Source organism: Amphibacillus cookii (assembly GCF_016908375.1).
Lineage (GTDB): Bacteria > Bacillota > Bacilli > Bacillales > Amphibacillaceae > Amphibacillus_C > Amphibacillus_C cookii.
In genome coordinates this window covers 131,927-148,950 of the sequence record NZ_JAFBDS010000008.1, presented here as the reverse complement: position 1 = coordinate 148,950, position 17,024 = coordinate 131,927, and the positions used below count along the sequence as shown (strand labels likewise).

10 protein-coding genes and 1 riboswitch are annotated in these 17,024 nt (G+C 38.2%); of the genes, 8 read left to right on the top strand and 2 right to left on the bottom strand.

The features are described 5' to 3' along the window. The first annotated feature begins 153 nt into the window (after window positions 1–153). From JOE23_RS12650 to JOE23_RS12640, 3 genes are all read left to right on the top strand, one after another. Complete coding sequence (locus tag JOE23_RS12650) at window positions 154–1,845, top strand: methyl-accepting chemotaxis protein (RefSeq protein ID WP_204438881.1); 1,692 nt, start codon at window positions 154–156, stop codon at window positions 1,843–1,845. Window positions 1,846–2,260: 415 nt separating this feature from the next. Then, entirely contained in the window at window positions 2,261–3,565 is a 1,305-nt protein-coding gene (locus JOE23_RS12645) for an ABC transporter ATP-binding protein/permease (protein WP_204438880.1), read from the top strand. Between the two features lie 428 nt (window positions 3,566–3,993). Next, complete coding sequence (locus JOE23_RS12640) at window positions 3,994–6,054, top strand: methyl-accepting chemotaxis protein (RefSeq protein WP_204438879.1); 2,061 nt, start codon at window positions 3,994–3,996, stop codon at window positions 6,052–6,054. A 66-nt stretch (window positions 6,055–6,120) separates the two neighbouring features. On the opposite strand, the gene JOE23_RS12635 is transcribed toward JOE23_RS12640, so the two are convergent. Beyond that, window positions 6,121–7,854, bottom strand: coding sequence for a methyl-accepting chemotaxis protein (locus tag JOE23_RS12635; RefSeq protein WP_204438877.1), 1,734 nt, complete (start codon window positions 7,852–7,854; stop codon window positions 6,121–6,123). A gap of 225 nt (window positions 7,855–8,079) precedes the next feature. Beyond that, window positions 8,080–8,868, bottom strand: a complete 789-nt coding sequence (gene ytvA / locus JOE23_RS12630) for a YtvA family blue-light photoreceptor (RefSeq protein WP_204438876.1) — start codon at window positions 8,866–8,868, stop codon at window positions 8,080–8,082. A 180-nt stretch (window positions 8,869–9,048) separates the two neighbouring features. Between ytvA and JOE23_RS12625 the strand changes: the two genes are divergently transcribed. From JOE23_RS12625 to guaA, 5 genes are all read left to right on the top strand, one after another. Then, on the top strand, window positions 9,049–10,413 hold the full coding sequence (locus JOE23_RS12625) for a TrkH family potassium uptake protein (protein ID WP_204438875.1): 1,365 nt from the start codon (window positions 9,049–9,051) through the stop codon (window positions 10,411–10,413). A 156-nt stretch (window positions 10,414–10,569) separates the two neighbouring features. Further along, complete coding sequence (locus tag JOE23_RS12620) at window positions 10,570–11,520, top strand: AAA family ATPase (RefSeq protein ID WP_420827542.1); 951 nt, start codon at window positions 10,570–10,572, stop codon at window positions 11,518–11,520. Continuing rightward, window positions 11,520–12,767: a DUF58 domain-containing protein gene (locus JOE23_RS12615; protein ID WP_204438873.1), complete on the top strand. Its 1,248-nt coding sequence runs from the start codon at window positions 11,520–11,522 to the stop codon at window positions 12,765–12,767. Before JOE23_RS12620 ends, JOE23_RS12615 begins: the two co-directional genes overlap by 1 nt. Beyond that, entirely contained in the window at window positions 12,767–14,971 is a 2,205-nt protein-coding gene (locus JOE23_RS12610) for a transglutaminaseTgpA domain-containing protein (protein WP_204438872.1), read from the top strand. The genes JOE23_RS12615 and JOE23_RS12610 overlap by 1 nt, the downstream gene beginning before the upstream one ends. Window positions 14,972–15,000: 29 nt before the next feature. Beyond that, window positions 15,001–15,102: riboswitch (purine riboswitch) on the top strand. 266 nt (window positions 15,103–15,368) lie between these two features. After that, window positions 15,369–16,889 (top strand): glutamine-hydrolyzing GMP synthase, encoded by a 1,521-nt coding sequence (guaA, locus tag JOE23_RS12605; RefSeq protein WP_239585422.1) that lies wholly within the window; start codon window positions 15,369–15,371, stop codon window positions 16,887–16,889. Window positions 16,890–17,024: the final 135 nt, after the last annotated feature.

The window sequence follows — 17,024 nt, the reverse complement described above, 5'->3', positions numbered from 1 at the left end:
CTTTTTAAAAAATATGACAATATAATTACAAATTCATAATAGTACAGTCGTTAATCGTTTAAGGAGAAATTGACATTGTAGATTTTTGTCGAGTAGGATATAATGTTTAGAATTCGAAATATTCTGATAAAAATGCATGAAAGGGTGAGGACTTTGATTAGTAAATTAAACTTAGGGGTAAAGTTAAATGGATTAGTTATTTGTCTAGTTATGGTGGTTTCTGTAAGTTTAGCAAGTGTAGCCTATTATCAGATTAGTGAAGGGATTAAGGAATCAGCCGTTGCAAAGGCGGTATCTGATCTGGAATTAGGGTACCAGTATATTGAGGAGAGATATCAAGGCGAATGGCACATTGACGATGGGATATTGTATAAGGGAGAGACTGAAATTAGCGGTCACTTTGAATTAGTCGATCAAATTGGCGAGATGACAGATGGAACAGTGACTATTTTTTTAGGTGATACGCGTGTGGCGACAAATGTTGAAATTGATGGTGAGCGTGCAGTGGGTACAAAAGCTTCACCGCAAGTGATCGAGACTGTATTGGAGCGTGAAGAACGATATATTGGTGAAGCAGATGTAGCTGGTCATATGTATCAAACAGCTTATCAACCGATTAGAGATGTGAACAATCAAGTGATTGGAATGTGGTATGTGGGTGCATCCCAAGCATTAATTGATTCAACAGTTGCCAAGACCATTCAAGGGTTTTTAATTGCTGTTGCTGTTGTGATTGTCCTTGCTGTTGTTATAACATTAGCATTCACAAAACGTGTAACAACAAGATTGAAACAGGTTGCAACAGCAATGGAGGCAGCAGGAAATGGTGATTTTACTACAGACATAACTGATCGGTCCGACGATGAAATCAGTCAATTAAGTCGAAGTTTTAATCAGATGAAGGAAAATCTGATCCGTTTAATTGCTGACATTCAAAAAACGTCTGAGCAAGTGGCAGCTTCTTCTCAACAATTGTTGGCAAGTGCTGAAGAAACAAATCATTCTTCAAAAAGTATTACTGCTGCCATTGATCAAGTCGCCTCAGGTTCTGAGCAACAATCAAATGCATCTGATCAGGTGGCTGATATTGTACAAGACATTTCTCAAGGAATGAATCAAATTGTTGATAGTATCGAACAAGTCAATAATAGTGCAATGACCACAAATCAAAATGCTCAACAAGGTGGAAGTGCAATAAAAGATGTCGTTGAACAAATGAATCGCATAAACGTAAAGACAAATGTAACAGCTGATCACGTTGATAAGTTAGGGGATAAATCGAAAGAGATTACTGATATTATTATATTAATTAATCAACTGTCTGAGCAAACCAATTTGTTAGCCTTAAATGCAGCGATTGAAGCGGCAAGGGCAGGTGAACAAGGAAAAGGCTTTGCTGTTGTGGCAGAAGAAGTTCGCCGTCTAGCTGAACAATCAGGTCGTTCAGCTAACAAAGTGAATATGTTAGTGAACGAAATTCAACAAGAAGTTAACCATACAGCTGGTGCAATTGAGGAAGAGCGCAAGGCGGTCAATCAGGGAATAACTTTAGTAGATCAAGCTGGTAATAGTTTTACCACTATCAATCAATCTGTTGAGGGTGTGGTTGCTGAAGTGGAGGAAGTCTCGGCTGCCATCGAAGAAATTACAGCGAGTATCGAATCAGTAAATGATATTGCCCGTCAATCTGGTCAGATAACAGATCAAGCCTTAACACACACTAATCAAGTCGTGAGTGCCGTTGATCAACAACATCTAGCCATAGATGAGATGCGTTCTGCAGCAAGCTCACTTAGTCAGGTCGCTCAAAATTTAGAAGAGACTGTCAAAACTTTTCGAATGTAACATACGTTCGGAGGAATTCCTCTTCATAGATAAAATGCTAAAAGGTAATGCAGTAACGCATGATAAAGGTAAGCGAATCTCATACTATGTTTAGTCACTAGTTAAGGTGTTAAAAGCTTCGGTTAAAATAATTACCATACTTGCAGAGAAACACTATGCACGTTATGTTGGAGATAATCAAAGTTTTAAACCTTTATCACAGATAACCGTCCTAATTCACTCAACGAACCTGCAATGGGTAGGTAAGATCGTAGACTAAAACCGCTACGTCCTGTGGCGTGTGCATGACCTACATCCTGTAGCCCTTCGTCCACTGATTGAAGGTCCGTTTTATATCAAAGAACGACATATTTTAAAGTGAAGTAAGCCTACTTTAATCACATGAATAAATCAACATCATGAAGGAGTAATTGCTTTGGAAAAGCTAAAACTCGTGAATATTAATAAATCTTATCAAGCAGAGACCCAATACTACCATGTATTGAAAAAGATTTCACTTGGTTTTCGAGATCGTGAATTAGTGACGATCTTAGGACCATCTGGAACAGGTAAAACGACTTTAGTTAATATAATCGGAGGATTAGATCAATATGATTCAGGGGATTTATTAGTCTGTGGTCAATCCACTAAGCATTTTCGTCATCAAGCTTGGGATGCGTACCGTCACCGTATGATCGGTTTTGTACGTCAAAATGAGCAGTTGTTGATGCATCAGTCTGTCCTTGAAAATGTAGAATTAGCCATGGTATTGTCCCGAGAGACACGTACTGAACGGACCAAGCGAGCTGAGCAAGCTTTAGTACAAGTAGGTTTAGAAAAAGAGATCGATCTGATGCCGAAGCATTTAACAAAAGTGCAAGTGCAACAAGTTGCTATTGCCCGGGCAATAGTTAATGATCCAGCCATTATTGTAGCTGATGAACCGACTGGTGTTCTGGATTCAGACGCGAGCAATCAAATCATGGCGCTATTACGTGATTTAGCCGAAACACGACTTATTATTGTGGCCACACATGATCAAGTGATCGCTAAGAACTATAGTACGAGAATAATTAGCTTAATAGATGGTAAAGTTCAATCGGATAGTCATCCCCTAACGGATCAAGTGGAGTCAACTTGTCCAGAGCCATTGAAAAGTCAGATAGCAAATAAGCCGTCCTTGTCCATCTTCATGGCAGCTGTGCTAGCTTCTAAACATTTATTAGCGCAGAAATGGCTAACGTTAATCCTGATGGTGATAGGTAGCTTGGGTGTGTTTAGTTTAGCGTTGGCTTTTGCTTTATTTGGTCTTTTTACAAATGTAATCGAGCCAAATCAAGCACCGAATAGCCTTCTTATTCTAGGATTTGCACTACTTACATTTATGATGACGATGATAATGCTCGGAGGCAAAATTTATCTATCTGTGATTGAACGAAGAAAAGAAGTGGTTATTCTTTATAGTATAGGAGCACGAAGAAGAGATATCTCTCGTCTCTTTATCATCGAAACGTTCATCGTTGCAGTGGTGATAAGTTTGTTAGGACTGGTTATGACGGACTCAATTATTTTTCAACTGAATCAGATCGCTCGTCCAATCATCCAATATATTGAACCGTTAAACTTATCAGCTGTTGCTATTTTAGGCTCAGTTATGATCGTGGTTATGTTAATGATAGGTATTATTCCCGCAAGAAAGGCGGCAAGAAAAGCTCCAGCTTTAACTTTAAGAATGAAATAATGTTGTTGAAAAGCTAACTTTGAATGAGGTTATTATTTGAAATTAGCATTTTAACGAGTGAATAAAGAAGAGGAGAACCATAATTTCAGGTGGGTTGACAAATAGAATTGGTGGCCGTATAGATGACGTATAATAAATCACAACATCTGTCAGTAGGGCAGATGTTGTTTTGCGATCTGTTAATAAAAAAGTATTGCGGCTAAAGTATGATATACAACTAAAATCATGCCGGATTTTGTCGATAAAAGAATAGAGACGTCTCTGAAACACACTAGTGTATGACATTAGAAAATTCAATTACTATATATTTATTTAATTTAAAAAGGACATAAGTAATGGATGATAGTTGCGTATCCATTAAGTGTACCTAATTTTAGTTGATTGGTGAGTATAATGACCTACCTTAAAATTGAGAGGAGACGACTGGAATGAAAAGAATTAAAACTTTAAAAGTGAAAATGATCTTACTCTTTACACTTTTAGTAGTAGGGGTAGCTTTATCATTAAGTGTATTATCGATGTGGGGAAGTAGAACAGCGATTAGAGAACTAGCTGAAGAATCTTTATATAATTTAGCTGATGAGGCAGCCAAACATATTAGTGCTACAAGAAATAAAGAGTTAATTTATATGGAAACATTGGCACGAGCAGATATTCTAGATGCAGATAATAGGTCGGAATTAGTAAGCTTTTTCAGTAATGAACAAGATGCTACTGGTTATATGGGATTTGGTTATGCTGATATGGATGGTGTAGGCCATCTGTTTAATCAACAAGAAACGGAACAGGACTTTTCAGGAGAAGATTTCTTAACTACCGTTTTAAATGGAGAATCCACTATATCTGATGTGATAGTAGGAGATAACTTTGAACAGCCATATATCGTTATCGCTGTGCCCGTTTTCGATGGCAATGCGCAAACAGGTTTCTTATATGGTTTAATTAATGCACTATCTTTCAGTGAAACTGTTAACGAGATCACTTATGGTGAGTCAGGGCGTTCTGCTATTATTGATAGTGAAGGTAACTTTCAGGCGCACTCTGAAGCGATGTTGATTGAAATGCAAATGAACATATTTAGTATCGATGAGGAGTCTGAAGGTACTGAATTAGAAGATTCAAGAGAAGATGAAGATACAAGTTTAGATGAGCTATTAGCATTATTTGAGACAGAGATGGTTAATCGTGAGGTCGGTGTTGGTGAACATACTTTTGCGGGAGACGCTATTTATGTTGGTTATGCACCTATAGCAGCAAGTGACTGGATCTTTATGATTGAAGTTGATCAAGATGAAATATTTGCAGGATTAAATCAATTAAATAGATTTATTATTTTGGGATCTGTTCTATTTACAGCATTAGCTGTTGTGGTTACTTATCTGATTAGTCGAAGCATTACGAATCCAATCCAAACGGTAACACACTCATTAAATCGAATTGCTAATTATGATCTTCGAAAAGATGAAAGTGATAAACGATTTGCAAAAGTATTAAACAGAAATGATGAGCTTGGCGATATTGGTCGATCGAATGAAGCAATGCGACAAAATTTAACTGATCTGATTGCGACAAATGCTAGATTAGCTGAACAAGTGTCTGCCTCTTCTGAGGAATTAATGGCAACTAGTGAACAAGCGGCTTCTGCTGCGGTTGAAGTATCGAAGGTGATTGAAGAAATTTCAAGTGGAGCGACAGAGCAAGCAAAAGATACTGAAAATGGCGTTGAATATATGCAGGACTTACAAGCTAAAATGAAAGACGATCATTTGTTAATTGAAAAAATGAATCAATCCAACAAAGCCGTTGCAGAACGGAAAGATCAAGGCTTAGTAAAAATGCAGGAGTTAAGTGAAAAATCTCAACAGTCGGTTACCTCGGCTAAGGAAGTTAAAGATATTATTCACTTAACGAATGAAAGTGTAGAGAAGATTTCACAATCGAGTGAAAAGATTAGAGATATTGCAGAACAGACGAACTTACTTGCCTTAAATGCGGCGATTGAAGCGGCTCGTGCTGGAGAAGCGGGACAAGGGTTTGCAGTGGTGGCCGATGAGGTTCGTAAACTAGCTGAGCAATCGAATCAATTTACGGGTGAGATTGTTTCAGTGATTCAGGAGTTAGCAGCGAAAAGTGCTCAAGCGGTTGATGCGATTGAACAGGTCGATACAAATATGAATGATCAAGTAGCCATTGTTCGGGCCACTAATGATCAATTTGATGGCATTGCAGCTAAGTTAGAAGATATGAATGTCGCTGTAGAAGATCTTACCGAATCTGGAAAATTGATGCAATCAACAAGTGGAAATATTTTTGAAGTGCTTCACAGTTTATCTGCTGTGTCTGAACAGAATGCAGCAAGTACTCAAGAAGCATCAGCTTCTGTTACTGAACAAACCAATTCAATGAATGAAATTGCTGAATCAAGCGAGTCTTTAGCGGAGCTTGCTCAGGATTTGCAAGAGAGTGTTATAAAATTTAAGCATGATTAAACAAAGAGGATGTCGAAAATGACATCCTCTTTATTTTTTGGTATTTGTAAGGCCTGATGGTTTCATTCAATTATTGTCTTTGATCCTTTTTACTGTTAGATCTAGTTGATTAACGATCATTTCTAGCTGTTGACTACCTGCTGCACTTTGTTCAATTGTTTTGGTTAAGCTCTCCATTGAAGCAGCAACTTCTTCTGAACTAGCAGCATTTTCTTCAGCTATCGCTGCAAGATTTTCAACCATACCTAGTAGCTGCTCTTTTTTGTCAGTCATTTGGTTACCAGAGTGATTAATTTTTTTAATCCGTTCGATAATGTTTGCAATAATATCAGATATTGCACCAAATCTTTCGTTGGTAGCTTTAATTTGATCAGATTGGGTTTCAATTGTCGTTGTTAATTCTTGCATGGAGTGATGAGCGTTCGATGAACGTTTATCAAGCTCATGAATATCTGAATCAATCTGCGCGGAAAAAACCTTAGCGTTTTCAGCTAACTTTCTAATTTCTTCAGCAACAACAGAAAAACCTTTCCCGGACTCACCAGCCCTTGCTGCTTCAATCGAAGCGTTTAATGCGAGTAAATGGGTTTGCTCGGATATAGTATTTATTTCTTCACTTGCTTGCTTAATTTTATCAGAACTTGAGACGGTTTCAACAAGATTTTGGGTTAGCTCATGCATAGCTGTAATTGTTTGTTGATTTTGCTCAACGAGTTTATCCAAAGTAGTTGTACTTTCTTCAGTAGACTGTTCAATATTTTTAATATCAGTTGTTAGGTCGGTTATTTCTTGCTGTTCGGTTTCAATGATTGTACCCAATTCGTCCATTTGTAAAGAACCATTTTCTGTATCGTTTGCTTGATCAGTTGCTCCTCGTGCAATTTCTTCGAAAGCTCTTGTCACTTCATCAGAAGCTTCACTTGCACGTACGGTGACATCTTTGAAGCTGTGCGTACTATCAGCTATACGTTTAACGGTTGATTCAAACAGATCAACCATTTCGTCATAATCTTGTTTGATTGCTTCAATTAACGCGTGAGATTCTTTACCTATTTTACCTTTTTTGTTTAATTTCAACATAACATCTTTGATATTAAACGTAGCTTCACCATCAAAATCGAGCAAACGACGCTTTAAATCTTTAGAAGACTGTAGTTGAATATCAACACCTGTAACACCGATAACTTGCCCTCCCTTTTTAATGGGGGTAGCGACTGTTGTCATTAATATATCTTCGCCGTCAACTGGAAAAATAAATGGATCTATGACAGTGAGCGCCTTGTTTTGCTTAGGTAGAGCATAAAAAGCTTCTTGATCGATATTAGGGAGGTTCTCAATCGTAATACCATCATCTGTTCTCACGATATAGGCTATAAATCGACCGGTCTGATCATAATGTTTATAATTTTTATACGTGCTGTCATCTTGATCAAAAGCATTGGGTTGGTAGGCAACCCAAGTTCCTAAATAGTGAGGGTGAGCAGTTAATTCCTGTTTTAATATTTCAATAATAGTATCACGCGTTTTGTGTTCGGTTTTGGTTATACTGTTCTCCATATGATGTGTCGATTGGATCGCTTGGTCAATGATGCGATAATCGGTTAAAATAACACCTTTTACACCAGCAATTAAATCGCGATGAATGTTCTTCAACCGATGATGCCCGTATACCGTGATTAGAATGAGTATAAATGCAATAAAGCTGATAAAAAAAGAGTGTTCAATTGAGCTAATAAATAATGTACTACCAAAAATTATAATGCTACCACTTAAATTGTACATGTCTATTCTTTTAAACATTAAATTCCCCCCTTTTTATATGTAAGAAAGTATAAGAACAAATGCTTGTGATTCAAAAGGTTACAGAATCCCCATTTCTCTTAATTTCCTTTAAAGGTTATACTATACCCATGACTTTATTAAAGTAAACTGGAATTTTTATCGTTTCGTTATGGTCTTTTATATTAAATAAAAAAAGAAACATAAATCGCTCATGTTTCTTTTTTATCATCTACATTAAACGTGTTATCCTATGGTTTCATTAGATAATGCTTTTATTGCATCTTGGACGGTAAGGTATGTACGCAGTTGAATAAGGTGATCTCCAATATCTAACGTTTTAATAGCTAATTCGGGCCTAATGCCAGTCAAAACAAGTTGTGTGCCAATGAGTTGAGTTAAATCATTTAGTTTCAATAATGATGCGGCCACATAAGTATCGACTTCATAAAGGCCTGATAAATCAAGAATTAGGTAATCATCTTTTGATTTAGCCAAGTAGTGAGATATTGCATTTGTCAATTGATCTAGTCTTGTCTGTGTAATCGAACCAATTAAAGGCAAGACTGAAATATGGTTATTGATTGGAACAATGGGGGTAGCCAGTTTCTCCATTTCGTTAAGTGCGTTTTTTAAGAGGCGTTCTTTTTCCTTTAATTCAGTTACATCTTTTTGAACACCGACAAAATAAAGTTTGGTCTCACCATTTTCTTCAATGTGCATCGGATCAATCGTTAATTCGTTCCAAAAACCAGTTCCATCCTTCGTGTAATTGTATAGCTGAACAGTAATTGATTCTTGTTTATCAATGGCTTGGCGAATGGAATTTGTTACTTCTGAGTCTGTTTGGATTCCTTGAAGAAACCGACAATTTTTACCGATGATCTCTTCAGCTTGATAACCAGTCATATTAACAAAACCTTGATTAACATAAATAATTGGATGATCGGGTAGGCTGGGATCAGTAATAATAAGACCAACATTTGTATGGTTTAAGGCATCGCGAAATAGATGTTGGTTTTCTTTATTTAACACAGCATTCACTCCTTATATACGAAATTATGTCATGATCAAAATGATAAATCAATGCTAAATCAGATGCTTTTATCATTTCTTTACTTTTTTATGGGTTATATTTTATTAAGTTTTTAGTCAATTGTTCGACAAATTATGTTAGACTAATGATGATTTGTTTAAAAGCAAGGAGTATGTTAGATGTCTTTATTTAAAACGTCGTTTAGAGGGTTAAAGCAACTCTCAACCGTGCAATTAATTGTATTCTTTTATGCATCAGCGATTTTAATATCAACATTTATATTAAGTATGCCATTCTTTTTAAGACCTGGTATCACGATTTCATTCATTGATACACTGTTTACAGCTATTAGTGCGATGAGTGTAACAGGCTTAACAGTTGTACCTACCGAACTGACTTTTAATACCGGTGGTTATTTTGCGCTTGCCTTTATTTTGCAATTTGGTGGTATCGGCATTATGACTTTAGGAACAACTATCTATATATTATTTCGAAAAAAGATTGGCATCAGAGGGCGACAGCTGATTTCTATTGATCAAAATCGGTCGACATTATCAGGACTTGTACGTCTAATGCTTAAAATTCTTCAAACCGTATTAATCATTGAATTTGTTGGTACAGTTGTATTAAGTGTGCATTATTTAAATTACTTTGATACATGGCAAGAAGCTTGGCTGCAAGGTTTTTTTGGTGCTGTTAGTGCGACAACCAATGCGGGTTTTGATATAACTGGAGCCTCTTTAGAGCCGTTTGTAAATGATTACTTTGTTCAGACGGTTAATATGATTTTACTTGTTTTAGGTGCGATCGGTTTTCCCGTCTTAATCGAACTGCAGCAGTGGCTATCAAAAAAACGACCCGATCGATCGGGTTTTAAATTTAGTACGTTTACGAAGTTGACGACAATGACTTTTTTTCTATTGGTGTTGTTTGGTGCTGTGATGATTTACCTCATTGAAAGAAACCATTTCTTTAGCGATAAAAGTTGGCATGAAGTCTTATTTTATAGTTTGTTTCAATCGATTACGACGCGTAATGGTGGACTAGCTACAATGGCCATGACCGATTTCAGCCCGCCCACGTTAATGGTATTATCATTCTTAATGTTTGTTGGTGCGTCACCGAGTAGTGTTGGGGGCGGAATTAGAACGACAACTTTTGCGATTGTTTTATTAGCGATTTACCACTATGCGAAAGGACACAGTGCAATCAAAGTCTTTAAACGTGAAATTGTCCAATTGGATGTGATGCGTGCATTTATTGTTATGGTTACCGCCTTTTTACTGTGCTTAACAGCAATATTAATTATGTCGATTACTGAGCCATTTACTAATATGGAAATTGCCTTTGAAGTGTTTTCAGCTTTTGGTACAACGGGGCTTAGCTTAGGCATTACAGAAGAATTATCTTATATTGGAAAAATGGTGATTATGGTCATGATGTTTGTTGGCCGGATTGGCATCTTTTCATTTTTATTCTTAATTCGTGGTAAGACAACAAAAGATTTGTATAAATATCCGAAAGCAAAAATGATTATCGGTTAATGGTCGTGTCTTCATTATATAACCAAATAAAATAAGGAAAAAGAGACGTTTTTGTTAAAAACTGTCTCTTTTTCTATTTGAAACTATTTCTTTTTAGTAGAAAAAAATATAGTATAGTAAGAGAATGATTGAAAAGAGAAAATGGAGGCTCGAATGATGATTGAAACACAACGATCGATTCATGAGGTGCTAACGAATATAGAAAAAGTAATTATAGGTAAGCATGAAGTCACAACATTAAGTTTAGCAGCATTGTTGGCAAAGGGACATGTATTACTTGAGGATGTTCCAGGTGTGGGGAAAACCATGTTAGTTCGAGCGTTAGCGAAATCACTTGACTGCTCTTTCAACCGGATTCAGTTTACACCAGATTTATTACCATCTGATGTAACCGGGGTATCGATCTATCATCCACACACGCAACAATTTGAATATAGAAAAGGTCCAATTGTTGGCGATATAGTCTTGGCTGATGAAATTAATCGGACATCACCAAAAACACAATCGGCTTTATTGGAAGCGATGGAAGAAAGTAGTGTAACCGTAGATGGAGAAACGATCAAGATTCATCAACCGTTCTTTGTGATGGCGACACAGAATCCCATTGAATATGAAGGGACGTATCCACTTCCAGAGGCACAGCTAGATCGTTTCTTGATAAAACTGGAAATGGGCTATCCAACAGAGGATGAGGAATTGAAAATGTTAAGCTTAACAGGTGGTCTCCATCCAATCGAAGCATTGACCGCCGTTATTGACAAACATAATGTCGTTGCGATGCAAGAAGAAGTCAACCGTGTTTATATTGATCCACTCGTACAACAATATATTATTAAGCTTGTGCGCCAAACACGCCAGCACGATGCGGTTCAATTAGGGGTCAGCCCTCGCGGAGCGATTGGCTTGATGCGAGTTGCCAAAGCATATGCCTTCATTCAAAACCGGGACTATGTGATTCCAGATGATGTCATCTATTTAGCGCCTTATGTGTTGGCCCATCGGCTGATTTTAACGCATGAGGCGAAATATGCGAACATGACAGGAGAACAGGTGATACAGGCTGTGTTAAATCAAATTGATGTACCGGCGCGAAAGGATTTTAACTAATGTTACGAATGGCTAATCTAGTCATGAGATTGCTCCTCTTAATGGGTTTGTTTGTGGTTCTATTTAGTTATGCTATGTTCCAAGGAGGATTTGTCAGCTGGTTTCTTTTTTATGCGACATTACCCTTTTTGATCTATTATTTATGCTTTATTTTTTATCCGGTAAGTGATTGGAAAGTTGATCGCATTTTACCGATCACATCGATTCAAGCAGGCGATTCGATTAGAGTACGGTTGGTGATGAAGCGACGTCTACCCATGCCGTTTTCATACTTGATGATCCAAGAGTGTTTACCTTCTTCTTTAAATTTTCGTTTTGTTGTGCATCAATGGTCGAAAATGTTGTCTAATCAAAGCTTATATCAAAGAAAAGAAACGGTTAAAAAGCTTGCTTTTCCTTTATTTAGTCGAACGGTTTATTATGAATATCAAGTCAATGATGTGCCACGTGGTGTCCATACATTTACGCAAGTCAAGCTATCGATAACCGACTTATTCGGTTTTGTTTCTAAAACTATGGTTGTACCTGTAGAGTCGGTTCTCCTTATTCGTCCACGTTATCTTGAGGGGGACGTCCATTGGCCCAGCCGACTTCAACAGTTGGGTGAAGCATCTACTTCAATGATTCAAGCGGAAAGCTCAAATGTGGTAACGGGTGCAAGAGAATACGTACCTGGTGACCGCGTCTCTTCAATTCACTGGAAGGCAACAGCCAAAACGGAAACGCTCATGACCAAAGAGTTTGACCAAGAACAGCATAATGATGGTGTTGTTGCGTTGGCTGGCAGTCATGGAGGGGTTGGTTTTGAATGGAACCTTACGGTGGCATATGGACTGATTCAAAACTTGACGGATAAAGGTCATAAGCTTGATTTTTGTCATTTAGCTGAACCTGGTTATTATTTATCAACCGAACATCGGCTTGCAGATTTACATCGATATTTGACGGTTTTGCCAACAGGACAGTCTGAAGGAGATATATCACCTATCCTTCATACCCAAGCAAGTCACTTAAAAACAGCGAGCTTTTTGATAGTGTTTACTGATCAATTAACAATAGAATTAGCTGAATACATGAAGGAATTGGCTCGTTATGTTAAAGTTATTCGATTGTATTGGACGAAAGCAGAACCCCAACAGTCTGAAATAGAAAAGCAACAACGACAACATCTGCAAAGCTTTGGCGTTATTGTCGATGCAATGACTGAACGGGAAGTAGCTCAAAACAGATGGGTGGTGAGGATCTAGTGAAAGGCAATAGGCGTATGCAACGAGGTGAAGCATTTCTTACCTTCTTATTATATGTAGGCGGTCTAATCTTAGCATTGGAATGGCTTAGCCCTTTACATGATTTAACGGATTCGGAGCCCTTTACTCTATTTGTTATTTATGCCATATTGTGCTTTGGTTTAACTTATTTGCAACTGTCTAGTTTGATATCTTTCTTTATTAAAATGATGGGTTTGCTTTTTATTATCGACCGAGCCTTTTTACCTCGACCAGTATTTGGCTCGGAATGGTTTGAGCAGATTCAATGGGAAGGACGGACAAATATAAATGCCCTAATTAATCAAAATTGGCATCAATTAACCGACTTGTTCCAAACGTTCCTTCTATTAATTTTAATTGCTTTAATGAGTTATTTACTTTATTTTTGGTTAATCACCATGAAACGTGTCTTTGTCTATATCGTACTAACGATTGTTTTTATAACCGTGATGGACACGTTCACGACCTTTCAAGCAGATCTAGCCATTATCCGTTTGCTGATGGTTAGCTTGTTTATGTTAGTGATTGGCAACTATTTAAAGCGTGTTAAACAACAGGGGCTAACTTTTGAGGTTGGATTATGGTTCGAAAAGGTCGTTGTACCGCTTTTTGTTATCGTGGCTGTCGCTGTCTTTGTCGGATATTATGCGCCCAAATCTGAACCCGTTTGGCCAGACCCTGTCCCCTTCCTAACAACCACAGCAGAACGGTTAACGACTAATGATCAGAATCGCCAGGTGGGTTATAGTGAAGATGATGCCCAATTAGGCGGTTCGTTTGAACAAGATGATACACCAGTGTTCAGAGCAAATACACCGGTTGAGCATTATTGGCGCATTGAGTCGTTAGATACTTATACTGGGCACAGTTGGGAACGGTCGACAGAACTAAGCTATCAATCTTTTCAAGATGATGCACTTGAACTCATCTATAATCAGCAACATCAGATGTTACAAAATGCAACCATCGAATATTTAGATGGGGCAAACTTTGATCGGTTGGTCTATCCTCAAGGATTATCTCAAGTCAACCAAACAGAAGCGTTAAGTCTGCAATTTGATCAAGAGACGGGTATTATTGAACCGACTAATGACAACGACTCGCTTCATTCAGAGCCAATTGCGTTGTCATTTCGCGAACCTGACTTAACTGTTGACCAGTTGAGACGTGCTAATGGTCCGACGCCAGCTGATATCACTTCATTGTATTTACAATTGCCAGACGATTTACCGGATCGGGTAAGAGAACTAGCTGAAGAAATTGTTAGCGAAGAACCCACACGTTATGATCAAACAGTAGCAATAGAACAATACTTCAACCAAGGTGATTTTACTTACCAAACCCAGAATATCCCGGTTCCAGAGGATGACCAAGATTATGTTGATCAGTTTTTATTCGAAACACAAGTGGGTTATTGTGATAACTTCTCAACATCGATGGTGGTCATGCTTAGATCGGTTGGCATTCCTGCACGATGGGTAAAAGGCTTTACAAGTGGCGAACAAATAGAAGATTTATCTACGGACGATCAAGAGATGTTTCAGTATGAAGTCACGAATGGTAATGCTCACTCATGGGTGGAAGTCTATTTCCCAGAAATCGGCTGGGTTCCTTTTGAACCAACAATAGGGTTTAGTGGAAATGAAGTTGTCTATGAAGACAGTGAAGAAGAAGGCGATCAATCTGATTCATCATTAGATGAAGAAGAAATCGAGCAGGAAGACCAAGAGGAAGAGGAGTCATTAGCTGAAGAGCAGGAGCAAGAGCAACAAGAAGAGCAAGAAGAAACAGCGGCGGAGACCGAACAACCAACAAGCCAAATCAACATTTGGCCTTGGCTCATTGGACTCGTTTGCCTTATCCTCATCATAGCTGCTATTCGTTGGAAATGGTTACTTAAAAAAGCGGTCTTATGGCGTTGGTCACACTTCAAAGAACCTAAAGATTTGCAAAAAGCCTATCACCAACTTTTGAAACTGCTGGCACTATTTCGAGTCAAAAGAGCGGCTAACCAAACATTAAATGATTTTGCCCAAGATATTGATCAATTATTTGGAATCACTTCAATGTCCAAGCTAACCGATTGTTACGCTCGTCTCTTATATCGCAATGAACAGTCGATCGATGACGACCAAGCACTCGTGCAATATTATCGAAATGTGGTGGAAACAATATTATCTTGACCCCCGTTACCACCACTGTTAGAATAGAAACATTATTATAAGCTTACCTCTGTATATCCTCGATAATATGGTTCGAGAGTATCTACCGGGAGTCCGTAAAGCTCCTGACTATAGAGGCAGATTTATTCTGCCTCTGTCATTGTGACAGAGGTATTTTTTTAGAAATGCGATCTTATGAAAAGTAGTAGCGATCGCATGTAAAGCGAAGATTTCGCACGAAAGTTAGTTGTGATCGCACGAAAAGCGGAGAATTCGCATGAAAGCTAGTAGCGATCGCACGTAAAACGAAAATTACGCCTGACCATGATCGCGATCTGGTTGAGGTTGTCTAATTAAAACAATGTTTTTTATAAATGGTAGGGAAAAAGGAGTGGCTAGTGTGCAAGTAGATAATGAAATGATTTTAGTCCTTGATTATGGTAGTCAATATAATCAATTAATAACACGGCGTATTCGTGAGTTTGGTGTTTACAGTGAACTCCATTCGCATCGTTTGACTATTGAAGAGATCAAAGCAATTAACCCAAAAGGAATCATCTTATCTGGAGGCCCGCATAGTGTCTATGGAGAGAATAGCTTCCGTGTCAACGAGGCGATCTTTGATCTAGATATTCCTATTCTAGGGATTTGCTATGGTATGCAATTAATTACCCAGCATTTTGGCGGAACAGTTGAGCGTTCAACTCATCGCGAATATGGCAAAGCCGAGATTGATGTGACCAGTGGGGCTCATCTCTTTACGGGCACACCAAATGATCAGACGGTGTGGATGAGTCATAGTGACAAAGTGATTCAAGCACCCGCTGATTTCACGGTTGAAGCGACCAATCCATCTACACCAATTGCAGCGATGCGCCATCATAACAAACCGATTTATGGCGTACAATTCCACCCTGAGGTTCGTAACACGATCTACGGAAATGATATTTTGAAAAACTTTGTCTTTCAAATTAGCGGGTGCTCTGGAGATTGGACAATGGCTAATTTCGTGGAACAAGAAGTTGAAAAAATACAGGAGACAGTAGGCGATCGTAAAGTACTTTGCGCATTAAGTGGTGGTGTCGATTCATCAGTAGTTGCTGCACTTATTCATAAAGCAATTGGTGATCAACTAACTTGTATTTTTGTCGATCATGGGTTACTTCGAAAACATGAAGGAGACATCGTGATGGAAACATTCCGCGATGGATTTAAAATGAACATCATTCGTGTTGACGCAAAAGAACGTTTTATGAGAAAGCTGAAAGGTGTTAGTGATCCTGAACAAAAACGTAAAATTATCGGAAACGAGTTTATTTACGTGTTTGATGATGAAGCTGCACGCTTGAAGGAAATGGACTTCCTTGCACAAGGCACACTATATACGGATATTGTTGAATCCGGTACAGAAACAGCTCAAACGATTAAATCACATCATAACGTAGGTGGATTACCAGAAGATATGCAATTTGAGTTACTAGAGCCATTGAATACATTATTTAAAGATGAAGTACGGGCACTAGGCCTTGAATTAGGCGTACCTGAAGCTGTCGTATGGCGTCAGCCGTTCCCAGGTCCGGGTCTTGGCATTCGCGTATTAGGTGAAGTAACAGAAGAAAAAGTAGAAATCGTGCGCGAGTCTGATGCGATTTTACGTGAAGAAATTAAATTAGCTGGGCTAGATCGTGATATTTGGCAATATTTCACTGTGCTCCCGGATATCCGTAGTGTCGGTGTGATGGGTGATGCCCGTACTTATGATTACACGATTGGTATTCGCGCTGTCACATCGATTGATGGCATGACATCTGATTGGGCCCGGATCCCGTGGGATGTATTGGAAAAAATATCGACACGGATTGTAAACGAAGTCGATCACATTAATCGTGTCGTCTATGACGTAACGAGCAAGCCACCAGCGACGATTGAGTGGGAATAAGAAGCTAACTTAACTTGAAGAGGGAACACCAATTTATAAGGATTTAACATTGTTAAAAATGGATAAAAACCATATAAAATAATATAGTTCCCTACCAAAAACCCTACCAAGAAAAAATTTTGGTAGGGTTTTTGG

Coding starts and splice junctions, on each gene's coding strand:
- JOE23_RS12640 (WP_204438879.1), top strand. CDS start 3,994: ATGAAAAGAATTAAAACTTTAAAAGTGAAAATGATCTTACTCTTTACA.
- JOE23_RS12635 (WP_204438877.1), bottom strand. CDS start 7,854: ATGTTTAAAAGAATAGACATGTACAATTTAAGTGGTAGCATTATAATT.
- JOE23_RS12625 (WP_204438875.1), top strand. CDS start 9,049: ATGTCTTTATTTAAAACGTCGTTTAGAGGGTTAAAGCAACTCTCAACC.
- JOE23_RS12620 (WP_420827542.1), top strand. CDS start 10,570: ATGATTGAAACACAACGATCGATTCATGAGGTGCTAACGAATATAGAA.
- JOE23_RS12615 (WP_204438873.1), top strand. CDS start 11,520: ATGTTACGAATGGCTAATCTAGTCATGAGATTGCTCCTCTTAATGGGT.
- guaA (WP_239585422.1), top strand. CDS start 15,369: ATGATTTTAGTCCTTGATTATGGTAGTCAATATAATCAATTAATAACA.